This is a genomic window from Pseudomonas sp. MWU15-20650, from assembly GCF_023242475.1.
In the GTDB taxonomy this organism is placed as follows: Bacteria; Pseudomonadota; Gammaproteobacteria; order Pseudomonadales; family Pseudomonadaceae; genus Aquipseudomonas.
Genome location: NZ_JALJFG010000031.1, coordinates 44,107 through 58,852, shown reverse-complemented (window position 1 = coordinate 58,852; position 14,746 = coordinate 44,107). Strand labels below are relative to the sequence as shown.

Genomic DNA, 14,746 nt, shown 5'->3' with positions numbered 1-14,746 from the left:
CTTCAGAGATCAGCAGGCAACGGCTCTTTAAGCCATTGCATCGCGTTCTTTTCCAGGCTGCCGTCAGCCTTGGCCGCGACCAGGATCTGGTTGACCTTCTCCAGCAGCGCTGGCTCGTTCTTGTTCACACCGACGTACACCGGTGAGTCCTTGAGTTTTACTTTGAGCGCCGGTACGCGTTTCGGGCTGCGTTCGCTGATCGCCACCATCACCACGTTGCCGCTGGCGATCAGGTCGACCTGGCCGGCGAGGTAAGCGGCGATGGTCGAGTTGTTGTCTTCAAAGCGCTTGATAGTCGCCTCCTTGGGGGCCACGGCGGTCAGCTCGATGTCCTCGATGGCGCCTCGGGTCACACTGATGGTCTTGCCCTTGAGGTCTTCGATATGGCTGACGGCAGCGTCAGGCGGGCCGAACACCGCGAGGTAGAACGGTGCGTAGGCCGTGGAGAAGTCGATGACCTTTTCGCGCTCGGCGTTCTTGCCCAGGCTTGAAATCACCAGGTCGACCTTGCCGGTGGTGAGGAATGGAATGCGGTTGGTGCTGTTGACCGGGGTCAGCTCCAGCTTGACCTTGAGTTGCTCGGCGAGCAGCTTGGCGGTGTCGATGTCCAGGCCGCGTGGCTTCATGTCCGGGCCGACCGAGCCAAACGGCGGGAAGTCCTGGGGCACGGCGACCTTGAGCGTGCCACGGGTAACGATATCGTCCAGACCATTGGCCTGGGCGGGTGCCTGGCTCAGCATCAGGCTGGCAAACAAGGCAGTGAGCAGGGCGCTGTAGCGCTTGGTCATGGCAACTCTCCGAGAAGGGCGAAGGAATTTTCTGAGTTTGCTCAGTGCACAGCCCATGCCAGCACCTCGTGAATGGCCTGCGAGGCCGGAGTTTGTTGAGCCGTGGTGGTCATACTGGTCTGAACAGTGCTCGCGGTTTTCGCACTCTTTTCGAGCGTCGATAAAACCCCGCGAGCCCCTTTGGGGCGTGGCTTGCCGTCAGCTGCGAATAGCTTTACAACTAGCCGCTCAGTTGACTGGAACCTTGAGTTTTTTATGAATTCCATCGCCCAAGCCGTACCGGAAGCGGCCTTGCAGGCCATTCGCAAACTGATCAAGGAGCACGGTTTCGGGCCGGGCGATGCCTTACCGTCCCAGCGTGACCTGGCCGTGCAATTGGGCGTGAGCCGGGCGTCTTTGCGCGAGGCGTTGTCATCCCTCAGTGCGCTGGGAGTGGTGAGCGTGCAGCCGGGTAAAGGTGTGTTTGTACAGGCGGCTGAAGAATCGCCGGGGTTCGCCTGGCCCTTTGCGGCGCAGGCTACACCGCTGGATATCTTCCAGTTGCGTTACGCCCTTGAAGGGTTTGCCGCCGGGTTGGCGGCGGTGACCTTGACGACCGATGATCTGGACCGCTTGCAAGACAATGTCGAGGCGATGCGCCAGGTGCTCAAGGCCGGGGACTTCGACGCGGCCGCCCGGCTGGACTTCGAGTTTCACCAGCGCATCCTGCTGGCCAGCGGTAACCAGGCGATGGTGAGCATCCTCAGTGCCAGTGCCGAGGTGTTCCTGGAGAGCCAGAAGTTACCGTTCATCCGGCCGGAACGGGCCATGGAAACCTGGCAAGAGCATCGCAAGATCCTGCGCGCCCTGGCTCGCCGCGCCAGTGCGGCAGCACAGAAAACCATGCAGGAACACGTACGCAATGCGGCGTTGCGAACGGGCATAGCGTTTGTGATGCCTGCGGCGCCGTGATTGCGCCATACCTAAACTCATGCACCACCATAGCAAGACTCAATCAGAGGCGGCTTCCTGAACGGGGGAAGGGCGGCTATGATGGGCAACGTTTTTTTTGCTTACAATCCGGAGACATCCATGAGCAACGATCTTATCAAGCACGTCACCGACGCGACCTTTGAGGCCGAAGTACTCAAGGCTCAAGGCCCGGTGCTGGTTGACTACTGGGCTGAATGGTGTGGCCCTTGCAAAATGATCGCTCCTGTCCTGGACGACATTGCAACCACCTACGAAGGCAAGCTGACCATTGCCAAGCTGAATATCGACGACAATCAGGAAACCCCTGCCAAGCATGGCGTGCGCGGTATTCCTACGCTGATGCTGTTCAAGAACGGCAACGTCGAAGCCACTAAAGTGGGCGCGCTGTCGAAGTCCCAGCTGCAAGCTTTCCTCGACGCGCACATCTAATCGTCGTCAAAAAAGCCCCGCAAATAGCGGGGCTTTTTCGTTAAACAGGGCTAGACGCTCCGAAACTCAGGTGGTACATTCGGCCCCGCACTGGTTTCTCCACTGCCCCCTGCAAGCCGTCGCCGACGCATTCCTTTTCGATTAGTACGCGATCCTGTCGCCTTCTCTGCGGCGCGGCCTCATTAAGCCAAAAGCTTAATTTCCCCCCTCCATAAATGATTACGTCATTCCTATATGAATCTGACTGAACTCAAGCAAAAGCCGATTACCGACCTGCTCCAATTGGCCGAAGAAATGGGCATAGAGAATATGGCCCGTTCGCGCAAGCAGGACGTGATTTTCTCCCTGCTCAAAAAGCACGCGAAAAGCGGCGAGGAAATCTCCGGTGATGGCGTGCTGGAGATTCTCCAGGACGGCTTCGGCTTCCTCCGCTCTGCAGACGCGTCCTATCTCGCCGGCCCAGACGATATCTACGTCTCGCCGAGCCAGATCCGTCGCTTCAACTTGCGCACTGGCGACACCATCGTTGGCAAGATTCGCCCTCCGAAGGAAGGCGAGCGTTATTTCGCCCTGCTCAAGGTCGACACGATCAACTTCGATCGTCCTGAGAACGCGAAGAACAAGATTCTCTTCGAGAACCTGACGCCGCTGTTCCCGACCGTGCGCATGAAGATGGAAGCCGGTAACGGTTCCACCGAAGACTTGACCGGTCGTGTGATCGACCTGTGCGCTCCGATCGGTAAAGGCCAGCGTGGCTTGATCGTCGCACCGCCGAAAGCCGGTAAGACCATCATGCTGCAGAACATTGCAGCGAACATCGCGCGTAACAACCCAGAAGTTCACCTGATCGTGCTGTTGATCGATGAGCGTCCGGAAGAAGTGACCGAAATGCAGCGCACCGTGCGCGGCGAAGTGGTTGCCTCGACGTTCGATGAGCCGCCAACCCGCCACGTGCAGGTTGCCGAAATGGTGATCGAGAAGGCCAAGCGCCTGGTCGAACACAAGAAAGACGTGGTGATCCTGCTTGACTCCATCACCCGTCTGGCGCGTGCCTACAACACCGTGATCCCGAGCTCCGGCAAGGTATTGACCGGTGGTGTCGATGCCCACGCCCTGGAGAAACCAAAGCGTTTCTTCGGCGCCGCGCGCAACATCGAAGAAGGCGGCTCGCTGACCATTATCGCCACCGCACTGGTTGAAACCGGTTCGAAGATGGACGAAGTGATCTACGAGGAGTTCAAGGGTACCGGCAACATGGAATTGCCCCTGGACCGTCGCATCGCTGAAAAGCGTGTGTTCCCTGCGATCAACATCAACCGTTCCGGTACCCGCCGCGAAGAGTTGCTGACCGCCGATGACGAACTGCAGCGTATGTGGATCCTGCGCAAGTTGCTGCACCCGATGGACGAAGTGGCTGCCATCGAGTTCCTGATCGACAAGCTGAAGACGACCAAGACCAACGACGAGTTCTTCCTGTCGATGAAGCGCAAGTAATACCGCGTTTCAGGTCCGAAAAAATGGCGCCCCTCAGGGGCGCCATTTTTTTGCGTCGAGATTGTGCACTTTCTGTGGCATAAGTGTCGGTTAAGTAACAAAAATTGAACACGCGGCCACGCTTATTCCCTTTCGCACCAGACTAACCAACTTCTTATGACCACTCTTGCTTACCGAAGAGACATCGATGGCCTGCGCGCTATCGCAGTCCTCGCTGTCGTGTTGTTCCACTTCGGCGTTCCTGGCATTACCGGCGGCTTCGTTGGCGTTGACGTGTTCTTCGTCATTTCCGGTTTTTTGATCACGTCCATTATTTGGCGCGAGCGCCAGGCCGGGCGCTTCAGTTTCATCGACTTCTGGGCTCGACGCGCGCGGCGTATCTTGCCCGCGTTGTTCGTAATGATGGCGGCGACACTGGCAGTGGGCTGGTTTTTGTTGGCACCCAAGGACTATGAAGAGCTGGGGCGGTCCGCGCACTATCAGGTGATATTTACCTCTAACCTGCTGTTTTCCCGCCAGCATGGCTACTTCGATGTGTCTTCAGACATCAAGCCCTTGCTGCATACGTGGTCGCTGGCGGTGGAAGAACAGTTCTACATTGTCTTCCCGTTGCTGCTGACGTTGCTTTCCAGCCGTTTGAAACACTGGCGCCTGGCGTTGTTCGCAGTGTTGCTGGGGTCTTTTGGCATGAGCGTCTGGGCGGTTGCCCATGAGCCTCAGAAGGCGTTTTTCCTCCTGCACCTGCGGGCCTGGGAGTTGCTGGCGGGCGCCATGCTCGCAGTGATGCCCATGCGTGACTGGCGTGCCTCGCCAGCCCTGGCCCAAGGGGTGAGCCTGGTCTCCATGGCTTTGATCCTGATCGCTGTATTGGGCTTTGACGCGACTACGCCATTCCCGGGCGCGTCTGCCCTATTGCCGGTGCTGGGCGTGGTCGGCTTGATCTGGGCCAACGGGCAGCAGCACACCTGGGTCGGACGCCTGTTGAGTTCGCGGCTGATGGTAGGCATCGGGCTGATCTCTTATTCCTGGTACCTCTGGCACTGGCCGGTGTTCGTTTATGCCCGCTATGCCGCGGTGGATGGCTTGAACGGGTGGGAGCTGGCGGGTCTGATGCTGCTCTCGTTGGTGCTGGGTTATCTGTCCTGGCGCTTCATCGAAACGCCGTTTCGAGAAAAGCGCTTGCTCGCCGGGCGCGGGGCGATCCTGGCAGGCGCCGGCGTCGGCATTCTGTGCCTGGGCTTGACCGGTGTGACGATACGCACTTCCAACGGGGTGCCTTCTCGCTTGTCCGAGCAGGCGCTACGTTATGCCGAGGCGAAGACTTGGAGCCCGGACCTGATGGCGTGTATGGCTGATAAGGACACACCCGATGAGCGCCTATTCTGCCATTTCGGTCAAAGCGGCTCGGCGTCGGTGCTGGTATGGGGCGACAGCCATGCCACCGTGCTGATTCCGGCGTTCAAGGAAAGCGCCCAGCGCCACGAAATCAGTCTGTTAGAAGCGAGTTTCTCCGGCTGCGTGCCTTTGGATGGTTTGGAAAATAATGCCTCGTGCGCGCAGTTCAATCAGCGCGTCGAGAAGGCCGTGGGCGAAGAAACCTTCAGCGATGTGGTGCTGGTGGCACGCTGGAGCTTGTACCTTTATGGGCAAATGTCGGGGGACAAGGAGCGTGCACTCAAGGATCCCCGTACCGGTAAGTACGTGCGTGCCGTCGCCGAGCAGCGGCTCGCCCAGGGCCTGCGCGAGCGCATCCAAGGGTTGCGCGCGGCTGGGCATCGGGTCTGGCTGGTCAAGGAGGCACCGCTGCAGGAAATCATCGTACCTTACCGTCTGAGCCGCTTGGCGATGCTGAATCGGCCGGTGGACGGTGAAGGGCTCCCCGTGGCCGAGCATGTGAAGCGCCAGGCCTTTATCACTCAGCTGTTTGACGAGCTGGCGGCTGCCGACAATGGTGTGGCGGTGCTAGACCCTGCGCCCCAGTTGTGCGGCGCCGATGGCTTGTGCCGTGTTGAACTCAATGGTCGAGCCCTGTACACCGATGATAACCACCTCTCTGACGTGGGCGCGCGGTACGTGGAGGCGTTCCTGGAGCCGTTGTTCCGTTCGCTGCAATCACGAGGGCTAACCGCCAATTAAGCTGCCAGCCGCCCTCAGAGCAGGTAGGATGTACGCCTATTTTACGGGTGGCATGGTTAATGAAATTCAAGGATCTTCGGGATTTCGTGCAGCAACTTGAGCAGCGCGGAGAGTTGAAACGTATCCAGATGCCGATTTCACCGGTACTGGAAATGACTGAGATTTGCGACCGCACCTTGCGTAACAAGGGCCCGGCGCTGCTGTTCGAAAACCCGACCGGCTTTGATATCCCGGTGCTTGGCAACCTGTTCGGCACCCCCGACCGTGTGGCCTTCGGCATGGGCGCCGAATCGGTGAGCGAGCTGCGCGAGATTGGCAAGCTGCTGGCCTTTCTCAAGGAGCCCGAGCCACCCAAGGGCTTGAAGGACGCTTGGTCGAAGCTGCCGATCTTCCGCAAGATCATTGCCATGGCCCCCAAGGTGGTCAAGGACGCGGTGTGCCAGGAAGTGGTCATCGAGGGTGATGATGTCGACCTGGCCATGCTCCCGGTGCAGACCTGCTGGCCTGGCGATGTTGGCCCGCTGATCACCTGGGGCCTGACCGTCACCAAGGGCCCGAACAAGGATCGCCAGAACCTCGGCATCTACCGGCAGCAAGTGATTGGCCGTAACAAAGTGATCATGCGTTGGTTGAGCCACCGTGGCGGTGCCCTGGACTACCGTGAGTGGTGCGAAAAACACCCCGGCAAGCCATTCCCGGTTTCGGTGGCCCTGGGTGCAGACCCGGCGACCATCCTCGGCGCGGTGACACCCGTGCCTGACAGCCTGTCCGAATACGCCTTCGCCGGCCTGTTGCGGGGCAACCGTACAGAGCTGGTGAAGTGCCGCGGTAATGACCTGCAAGTGCCGGCCACCGCTGAAATCATCCTCGAAGGCGTGATTCATCCAGGCGAGATGGCCGATGAAGGTCCTTACGGCGACCATACCGGCTATTACAATGAAGTCGACAGCTTCCCGGTGTTCACCGTTGAGCGCATCACCCATCGGATCAAGCCGATCTACCACAGCACCTACACCGGCCGTCCGCCGGATGAGCCCGCTATTCTGGGTGTCGCGCTGAACGAGGTGTTCGTGCCGATCCTGCAGAAGCAGTTCCCGGAAATCACCGACTTCTACCTGCCGCCCGAAGGCTGTTCGTATCGCATGGCCATCGTGACCATGAAAAAGTCGTACCCTGGCCATGCCAAGCGGGTAATGCTGGGTGTGTGGTCGTTTTTGCGACAGTTCATGTATACCAAGTTCGTTATCGTTACCGACGACGACATCAACGCCCGCGACTGGAACGACGTGATCTGGGCCATCACCACGCGCATGGACCCCAAGCGCGATACGGTGATGATCGATAACACCCCCATCGACTACCTCGACTTTGCCTCGCCGGTGTCGGGCCTGGGTTCGAAAATGGGCCTGGATGCCACCCACAAATGGCCGGGTGAGACCACTCGCGAGTGGGGCCGGGTAATCGTCAAGGATGAAGCCGTCACGGCACGTGTCGATGCGATCTGGAAAGAATTGGGAATAGATTGATGCGTGTAACCCTGCAACCTTCCGGCGCGGTGCTGGAGCTGGTCCCTGGCGAACGAATCCTCGAAGGCGCACGTCGCCTGGGCTACGAATGCCCCCAGGCGTGTCGCAACGGTGTGTGCCACGTATGTGCCGCGCTGCTGGTCGAAGGCCGTGTGCAGCAAGCCGGTGAAGTGCGCGACCATGGTGAGTTCTTCACCTGCATCGCCGAGCCGCTGGAAGACTGCATTGTGTTGTGGGATGGCGTACTGGCGCCGGGAGAGTTGCCGTTGCGCAAGTTGTCGTGCCAATTGAGTGAGTGCGTGGAAGTCGGTGGCGATGTGTGGCGCGTGCGCCTGCGCGCTCCGGCCGGCAAGGCGGTGCGTTATCACGCGGGGCAATACCTGATGATCGAGCGGGAGAACGGCGAGAAGTCGGCGTTTTCCCTGGCCTCGGCGCCGCATTCCGGGCGTGAGCTGGAACTGCATGTGCTGGCGCGCGAGGACAGCGCACGCAACCTGCTGGAGCAGTTGCAACGCAACCAGATGGCTCGCGTTGAGTTGCCGTTTGGCGACACTCACCTGGCCGAGTTGCCGGATGGACCGCTGGTGTTGATCGCCGCCGGCACCGGCATGGCGCAGATGCACAGCCTGATCGAGCATTGCCGTGCTTCCGGTTTCAAGCACCCGGTGCATCTGTATTGGGGCGTGCGCCGTCCGGAAGACTTCTACGAAATCGAGCATTGGGCGCAATGGCAGCAACTGCCCAATCTGTTCTTGCACAAGGTGGTCAGCGACCTGTGCGGCTGGGAAGGGCGCTGCGGGTTGTTGCATGAGGCGGTGTGCGAGGATATTGCCGACCTCAAGGCCGTGCATGTCTACGCCAGCGGTTCGCCGGCGATGATCTACGGCACCCTGGATGCACTGGTCGACGCCGGGATGGATGCGCACCAGATGCGCGCCGACGTGTTTGCTTATGCGCCGCGTCCCTAAAAGCGTACGCCCGTCGTCACCATCGCTGCATTGAACCCCAGCAACACCAGCTCTGCCGCCACCGGCCCGTAATGGGCGCCCACGGACGGAATGATCGCCGGCGCCACGCCGAAGCGGTTCAACGGGATCTTGTCGCGGTACTCGCCGCGATAGCCTTGCAGCAGCCCGCCCGTCAACTTCGCATACACCGGGTAGTCGGCCATGTCATAGCGCTTGCCCACGTAGGCGTAGTACGAGCGTTGGCTGAACGAGTTGCGAAAGGTCACCCCTCCATACAGCAGGCCCGACGCCTCATTGCGTTCCAGGCCGATCAGGTCCTGGTTGTTGTTGTGGTCCGGGTCAGGCGCAAAGTGCCGTGTGTAGACGCTGGTTTGTGCGTACCAGAAGCCTTTGTCTTCATTGGCCGGTGGAGTCTCGGCGGCCAGTGCGGTGGTGGCCTGGGCAAGGAACAACAGGCCAGGTAAGCGGAATTTCTTCATGGTATGACCTCGATAGTCGGTTTGAGGAGCGGCTAAGTGGGTCGTGATGTGCGCGTCAGTTTGACGTTTCGGCACTCGCCCAGGCTGAACCGGGGCTGAAAGTATCGGGATTGTCGTGCCCAATCCTGACGAATGGGTGCTGTGCTTATGCTTTCTCTTATTCTTTTAAGGTATTTAATTTATTCAATAGATAGCTTTAGGCTATATATCAACGGACTACCGACGTCACCACACTAACCAAGCACTGACCGCTACCGCCCGCCAGCCGGATCGATCGTACGAACTCAGAACGTTGACGTTCTGTTTTGTGATTACTGATTCACATGGAAAAGGGGAGCGGTATGGGGCGCTACAAGAAACACGCGTTGTACACGGCGATTTTGTCGGCCAACTTGCTGGCCGCTGTGGGATTCAATCCAGTTCTGGCGACCGAGACGGCTGCCGCCGATGCACCCAAACTCGACACCGTGATCGTCACCGGCACCCGCGCCCAAGAGCGCACCGCCAGTGCTTCGCTGTCACCTATCGATGTGATTTCCGGGGAAACCTTGCGCAGCACCGGCTCCGATGAGCTGGGTGCCGTGCTGGCTCGCCTGATTCCATCGATCAACTTCCCACGGCCCAGCCTGGTGGATGGCGCAGAACTGGTGCGCCCGGCGCAATTACGGGGCTTGTCGCCGGACCAGGTGCTGGTGCTGGTCAACGGTAAGCGCCGCCATACCAGCGCTTTCGTCAACTTGGGCGGGGCGGTGGGGCGTGGCTCGGCTCCGGCGGACTTGAATGCGATTCCGTTGTCGGCGGTGGACCACATCGAAGTGCTGCGCGACGGTGCTTCCGCACGGTATGGCTCCGATGCGATTGCCGGGGTAATCAACGTGATTCTCAAGCATGACGACCATGGAGGGTCGATCTCCACCAAATTCGGCGAATACAAGAAGGGCGACGGTATTCAGCGCAATATCAGCGGCAACACTGGCCTGGCATTGGGTGATAACGGCTTTCTCAACCTCTCGGCCGAAGGCGCCGACAACGATTACACCAACCGCGCCGGCGATGATTTCCGACCGGCCAGCGTAGGTTCCACCACTTACGGCCAGCGCGTATTCCGCCAAGGCGAGCCGGCAACCAATGAAGGCAAGTTACAGTTCAACGCTGAGTATTCGTTCAGTGACGGGCTCGAGTTCTACACCTTCGGCGGCTATAGCAAGCGGCGCGGCGAGACGGCGGCGTTTTACCGCGCGAGTAATGCATCCAACAATATTGTGGCGCTCAACCCCAATGGCTACTTGCCTTTAATCAAAGGCAACCTGCAAGACACCTCGCTGGTCGCGGGCCTGCGCGGCTTGCTGGCCTACGACTGGCATTACGATTTGTCGGCCAACTACGGCAAGAACCAGTACGACCTGAGCACCGAAACCATCAACACCTCCCTGGGCCTGGCCACGCCGCGAAAATTCAACAACGGCACCCTGAGTAACGACCAGAAGCAAGTCAGCCTGGACCTGTCCCGTGAGTTTGACGTGGGTTTCCTGCCGTACCCGGTTTCCGTGGCGTTTGGTGGCGAATACCTGCACCAGGGTTATGAAATCGAAGCGGGCGAACCTGCTTCTTACTATCAGACCGGCAGCTCGGGCCTCGGTGGTTTCCGTGACGCTGATGCCGGCAGCAGCTCGCGGCACACTTGGGCGCAGTACCTGGACCTGGAAACCAACTTCACCGAAAAACTCAGCGCTTCGGTCGCTGTGCGTCATGAGGACTACAGTGACTTCGGCTCAAACGTCAGCGGTTCGTTGTCGGCCCGTTACGACTTCACACCGCAAGTGGCGCTGCGCGGCAGTATCTCCAATGGCTTTCGCGCGCCTTCCCTGGCGCAACAGAACTTTGCCTATACCTCGTCGCAGTTGATCGGCAGCACTGTCCAGGAGGCCGGTACCTTTCCGGCCAACAGCCGCGTCGCGCGGTTGCTGGGTGCCGAAGACCTGAAGGCGGAGAAGTCTCGCAACTACAGCCTTGGGCTTGTGCTGGAACCTGCTGATGACCTGACCGTGACACTCGACGTATACCGCATCGACATCCGTGACCGTATCAGCCTGTCTTCCAACCTCAATCTCAACCCGGCGACGGTGGCTTACCTGCAAGCCAATGGTGTCGGCAACATCAACTACACCAGCGCCCGTTACTTCACCAACGCCACCGATACCAGCACTGACGGCGTCGATCTGGTAGCCAACTACCGCTACCCGTTTGATAACGGCATCCGTTGGAACAGCACCGTGGGTTACAACTACAACCACACCAGAGTCACCGACGTGAAAGCCAATCCAGCGATCCTGGACAGTTTGGGGGCCAACCTGGTGCGGGTGGACCGTCGCGAGCGTATCGGTTTGCTGGGCGACACCACGCCCCAACATAAGCTGAGCCTGGGTAACGACTTCACCTTCGGCCGTTGGGCGCTGCACAGCAATCTGGTGCGCTATGGCCAGTTCACCAGCTACCAGGCGGACAAGGTCAACGACCAGACCTTCAACGCGACATGGGTACTGGACCTGTCGGCGGATTATAAGTTGAAGAACTGGACCTTCACCCTGGGCGGCGACAACGTCACTGATAAATACCCCGAGAAGGTCAATGCCTATGCCAGCAGTGGTGGCAATCTGGCCTATAGCACTTTTTCGCCGTACGGTTACAGCGGCGCGTTTTATTACGGTAAAGTTGCTTACAACTGGTAATACACAGGAGGCGCACCGCTTTTCGCCATGACCGCCATTGAATCCGATCTTTTGCAATTGGCTTACCCTCCGCGGCTCGATCTAGGGCCGCAACTCACTCACGAACAGTTAATGAGCTCAATGCAGGCCACCATGGGGCGGCATAAGGGTGGGCCGGTCTGGCTATTTGCGTATGGTTCGCTGATCTGGCGGCCTGAATGTTCGTCGACTGAGCGGGTGCGGGCACGGGTCCACGGTTATCACCGGGGCTTGTACCTGTGGTCCCACGAGCATCGGGGTACGCCGGAGTTACCGGGCTTGGTGTTCGGGCTGGATCGCGGTGGTTCCTGCAGCGGGTTTGCCTACCGCTTGCCGGAAGACCAACTGGAGGCTTCGCTTTACGCCTTGTGGCAGCGCGAGATGCCTTACCCCTCGTACCGGCCGCACTGGCTCAGCTGCCGCCTGGAAGATGGCAGTCAGGTGCAGGCGTTGGGGTTTGTATTGGAGCGGCACTTACCCAGCTATGCCGGCAATCTGCCGGACATTGTGCTCAACCATGTGCTGCAAAGCGCCTGCGGGCGTTACGGCACTACGCGCGATTATGTCGAGCAGACCGTGAACGCCCTGCGTAGCCACGCCATGCCAGATAAAAACCTGGAGGCGCGGCTCAAGCGTTGTGCAAAAGAGCGCTCCGGCGGTTAACGCGCCGCGCTGACGCTGTTGGTGTGCCACAGCGTTGGAATCAGGCACGCGATTGCCAGCAGGCACGCGCCCACCAACAGTACAAAGCCACCATCCCAACCGAAATGGTCAACGGTGTAGCCCATGGCTGCACTGGCGGCGACCGAACCACCGAGGTAGCCGAACAAGCCTGTGAAACCCGCTGCGGTACCGGCGGCTTTCTTCGGTGCCAGTTCCAGCGCCTGCAGGCCGATCAGCATCACCGGGCCGTAGATCAGGAAGCCGATGGAGAACAGCGCGATCATGTCGATCATCGGGTTGCCTGGCGGGTTGAGCCAGTAAACCAGGGTCGCCACGGTCACCAGGGCCATGAACACGATGCCGGTCAGGCCACGGTTGCCACGGAAGATCTTGTCTGACATCCAGCCGCACAGCAGCGTGCCCGGGATACCCGCCCACTCGTAGAAGAAATACGCCCACGAGGTTTTATCCACGTCGAAGTGTTTGGCTTCCTTGAGGTACGTCGGCGCCCAGTCCAATACGCCGTAGCGCAGCAGGTAGACAAACACGTTGGCGAAGGCGATGTACCACAGCATCTTGTTGCGCAGCACGTACTTGACGAAGATTTCCTTGGCGCTGAATTCATCTTCGTGGCTGGCGTCGTAGCCTTGCGGGTAGTCGTTCTTGTATTGCTCGATGGGCGGCAGGCCCACCGATTGCGGGGTGTCGCGCAGGGTGATGAAGGCAAACGCGGCCACCATCAACGCCACGGTCGCCGGCACGTAGAACGCGGCATGCCAGTCGTTGAACCAAGCCATACCCAGCAGGAACAGCGGGCCGATCATGCCACCGCCGACGTTATGCGCCACGTTCCAGACCGACACCACGGCGCCGCGTTCTTTCTGCGACCACCAGTGCACCATGGTTCGACCGCTTGGCGGCCAACCCATGCCTTGGGCCCAGCCGTTGATGAACAACAAAATGAACATCATGGTTACGCTGGATGTTGCCCAAGGTGCGAAACCGAAAATGAACATCACCCCGGCGGAAATCAGCAGGCCGAAGGGCAGGAAATAGCGGGGGTTCGAGCGGTCGGACACCAAGCCCATGAGGAACTTGGACAAGCCATAGGCAATCGCAATCGCCGACATTGCCAGGCCCAGTTCGCCACGGGTGTAACCCTCGTCGATCAAGTACGGCATGGCCAGGGAGAAGTTCTTGCGCAGCAGGTAGTACCCGGCGTAGCCGAAGAAAATACCGGCGAAAATCTGCCAGCGCAGTCGTCGGTAAGTGCTGTCTATTTTTTCTTCAGGCAGGGGTGCCTGGTGTGCGGCAGGACGAAAGAAAGCAAACATTCAAGAGCTCCAAATTTCTTGTTTTGACTGCGGATGCGAATGTTACAGTTTCGTTACCGAAAATAGCATCGCCTCTTATCTGCAAACACAGGAAAACGGAGCGATTGCATGTTCTTTTACGAACATGTCGCTAATAGACAACCGATAGTCGGTCCAGGATTTTCAGTAAGGTGCAGATCCGATGGGGGAGGGCAAAGCCCCCTCCCAACGACTGCATCCGGGTCTGCTAGCGTGTCTGGACGACGACCTTGCCGACCGCCTTACGCTGCCCCAGATCGTTAATGGCCTGGGCGGCCTGTTCGAGCGGATACACCTGCGACACCAGTGGCTTGAGCTTGCCCTCACCATACCAAGTGAACAGTTGTTGGAAGTTCGCCGCATTGTCCTGCGGCTGGCGCTGGGCGAACGAGCCCCAGAACACCCCGACCACGGACGCGCCCTTGAGCAGCGCCAGGTTCACCGGCAGCTCGGGAATGCGCCCGCTGGCAAACCCCACCACCAACAGGCGGCCATTCCAGGCAATGGCGCGGATGGCCTGGTCAAACAGGTCGCCGCCCACCGGGTCGTAGATCACATCGGCGCCGTTACCGTCGGTGAGGCGCTTGATTTCATCCTTGAGGCTGGCTTCGCTGTAGTTGATCAACTCATCGGCGCCCGCCGCCTTGGCCACGGCAAGTTTGTCGGCGCTGCTGGCGGCGGCGATGACCCGGGCGCCCATGGCCTTGCCGATTTCCACGGCGGCCAGGCCCACACCGCCGGAGGCGCCGAGTACCAGCAAGGTTTCGCCGGGTTGCAGATGGGCTCGTTGTTTCAGCGCGTGCATCGAGGTGCCGTAGGTCATGCTGAAGGCGGCGGCGGTGTTGAAGTCCATGCTTGGCGGGATCGGCAGCACGTTATAGCCGGGCACGGCGACCTGCTCGGCAAAGCTGCCCCAGCCGGTCAAGGCCATGACGCGATCACCGACTTTCAGGTGGCTGACCTTCTCGCCCACCTCACTGACTACGCCCGCCGCTTCACCCCCCGGCGAGAACGGAAAGGGCGGCTTGAACTGGTATTTGCCCTCGATGATCAGCGTGTCCGGGAAGTTCACCCCGGCAGCATGCACCTCCAGCAGGATTTCATTCTTCTTGATCGCCGGGCTTGCGATCTCTTCCAGCACCAGGGTTTCGGCGGGGCCGAAGGCTTTGCACAGCACAGCTTTCATCGGGCT

At 59.6% G+C, this 14,746-nt stretch carries 12 protein-coding genes; 8 read left to right on the top strand and 4 right to left on the bottom strand.

All coding sequences use genetic code 11. The features are described 5' to 3' along the window. Positions 1–2: 2 nt before the first annotated feature. Positions 3–788 carry a transporter substrate-binding domain-containing protein gene (locus tag M5B43_RS20770; protein WP_248751864.1) on the bottom strand — a complete coding sequence of 262 codons (786 nt, stop codon included), beginning with the start codon at positions 786–788 and terminating at the stop codon, positions 3–5. A gap of 255 nt (positions 789–1,043) precedes the next feature. On the opposite strand from M5B43_RS20770, the gene M5B43_RS20765 reads away from it, so the two are divergent. The 6 genes from M5B43_RS20765 to M5B43_RS20740 all read left to right on the top strand — a co-directional run bounded on the left by M5B43_RS20765 (position 1,044) and on the right by M5B43_RS20740 (position 8,313). Further along, positions 1,044–1,739 carry an FCD domain-containing protein gene (locus M5B43_RS20765; protein ID WP_248751863.1) on the top strand — a complete coding sequence of 232 codons (696 nt, stop codon included), beginning with the start codon at positions 1,044–1,046 and terminating at the stop codon, positions 1,737–1,739. 120 nt (positions 1,740–1,859) lie between these two features. Further along, on the top strand, positions 1,860–2,189 hold the full coding sequence (gene trxA / locus M5B43_RS20760) for a thioredoxin TrxA (protein ID WP_248751862.1): 330 nt from the start codon (positions 1,860–1,862) through the stop codon (positions 2,187–2,189). Positions 2,190–2,423: 234 nt separating this feature from the next. Next, on the top strand, positions 2,424–3,683 hold the full coding sequence (gene rho, locus M5B43_RS20755) for a transcription termination factor Rho (RefSeq protein ID WP_003176825.1): 1,260 nt from the start codon (positions 2,424–2,426) through the stop codon (positions 3,681–3,683). A gap of 156 nt (positions 3,684–3,839) precedes the next feature. Then, the gene (locus M5B43_RS20750; protein ID WP_248751861.1) at positions 3,840–5,819 is read left to right on the top strand and encodes an acyltransferase family protein; all 1,980 of its coding nucleotides are present in this window, start codon (positions 3,840–3,842) and stop codon (positions 5,817–5,819) included. 59 nt (positions 5,820–5,878) lie between these two features. Then, positions 5,879–7,345 carry a 4-hydroxy-3-polyprenylbenzoate decarboxylase gene (gene ubiD, locus M5B43_RS20745; protein WP_248751860.1) on the top strand — a complete coding sequence of 489 codons (1,467 nt, stop codon included), beginning with the start codon at positions 5,879–5,881 and terminating at the stop codon, positions 7,343–7,345. Further along, a complete protein-coding gene (locus M5B43_RS20740) occupies positions 7,345–8,313 on the top strand; it encodes a CDP-6-deoxy-delta-3,4-glucoseen reductase (RefSeq protein ID WP_248751859.1) in 969 nt (322 codons plus the stop codon). Before ubiD ends, M5B43_RS20740 begins: the two co-directional genes overlap by 1 nt. Here M5B43_RS20740 and M5B43_RS20735 read toward each other — a convergent pair. Continuing rightward, positions 8,310–8,792 carry a sn-glycerol-3-phosphate transporter gene (locus M5B43_RS20735; RefSeq protein WP_248751858.1) on the bottom strand — a complete coding sequence of 161 codons (483 nt, stop codon included), beginning with the start codon at positions 8,790–8,792 and terminating at the stop codon, positions 8,310–8,312. The genes M5B43_RS20740 and M5B43_RS20735 overlap by 4 nt on opposite strands. A gap of 341 nt (positions 8,793–9,133) precedes the next feature. Between M5B43_RS20735 and M5B43_RS20730 the strand changes: the two genes are divergently transcribed. Together M5B43_RS20730 and M5B43_RS20725 are read left to right on the top strand one after the other, a co-directional pair. Next, positions 9,134–11,521 carry a TonB-dependent receptor gene (locus M5B43_RS20730; RefSeq protein ID WP_248751857.1) on the top strand — a complete coding sequence of 796 codons (2,388 nt, stop codon included), beginning with the start codon at positions 9,134–9,136 and terminating at the stop codon, positions 11,519–11,521. Between the two features lie 27 nt (positions 11,522–11,548). After that, positions 11,549–12,202 carry a gamma-glutamylcyclotransferase gene (locus tag M5B43_RS20725; RefSeq protein WP_248751856.1) on the top strand — a complete coding sequence of 218 codons (654 nt, stop codon included), beginning with the start codon at positions 11,549–11,551 and terminating at the stop codon, positions 12,200–12,202. Here the strand turns inward: M5B43_RS20725 and glpT are convergent. Continuing rightward, on the bottom strand, positions 12,199–13,536 hold the full coding sequence (glpT, locus tag M5B43_RS20720; RefSeq protein WP_248751855.1) for a glycerol-3-phosphate transporter: 1,338 nt from the start codon (positions 13,534–13,536) through the stop codon (positions 12,199–12,201). The genes M5B43_RS20725 and glpT overlap by 4 nt on opposite strands. Before the next feature lie 226 nt (positions 13,537–13,762). Beyond that, entirely contained in the window at positions 13,763–14,740 is a 978-nt protein-coding gene (locus M5B43_RS20715; protein ID WP_248751854.1) for an NADPH:quinone oxidoreductase family protein, read from the bottom strand. Positions 14,741–14,746 lie beyond the last annotated feature (6 nt).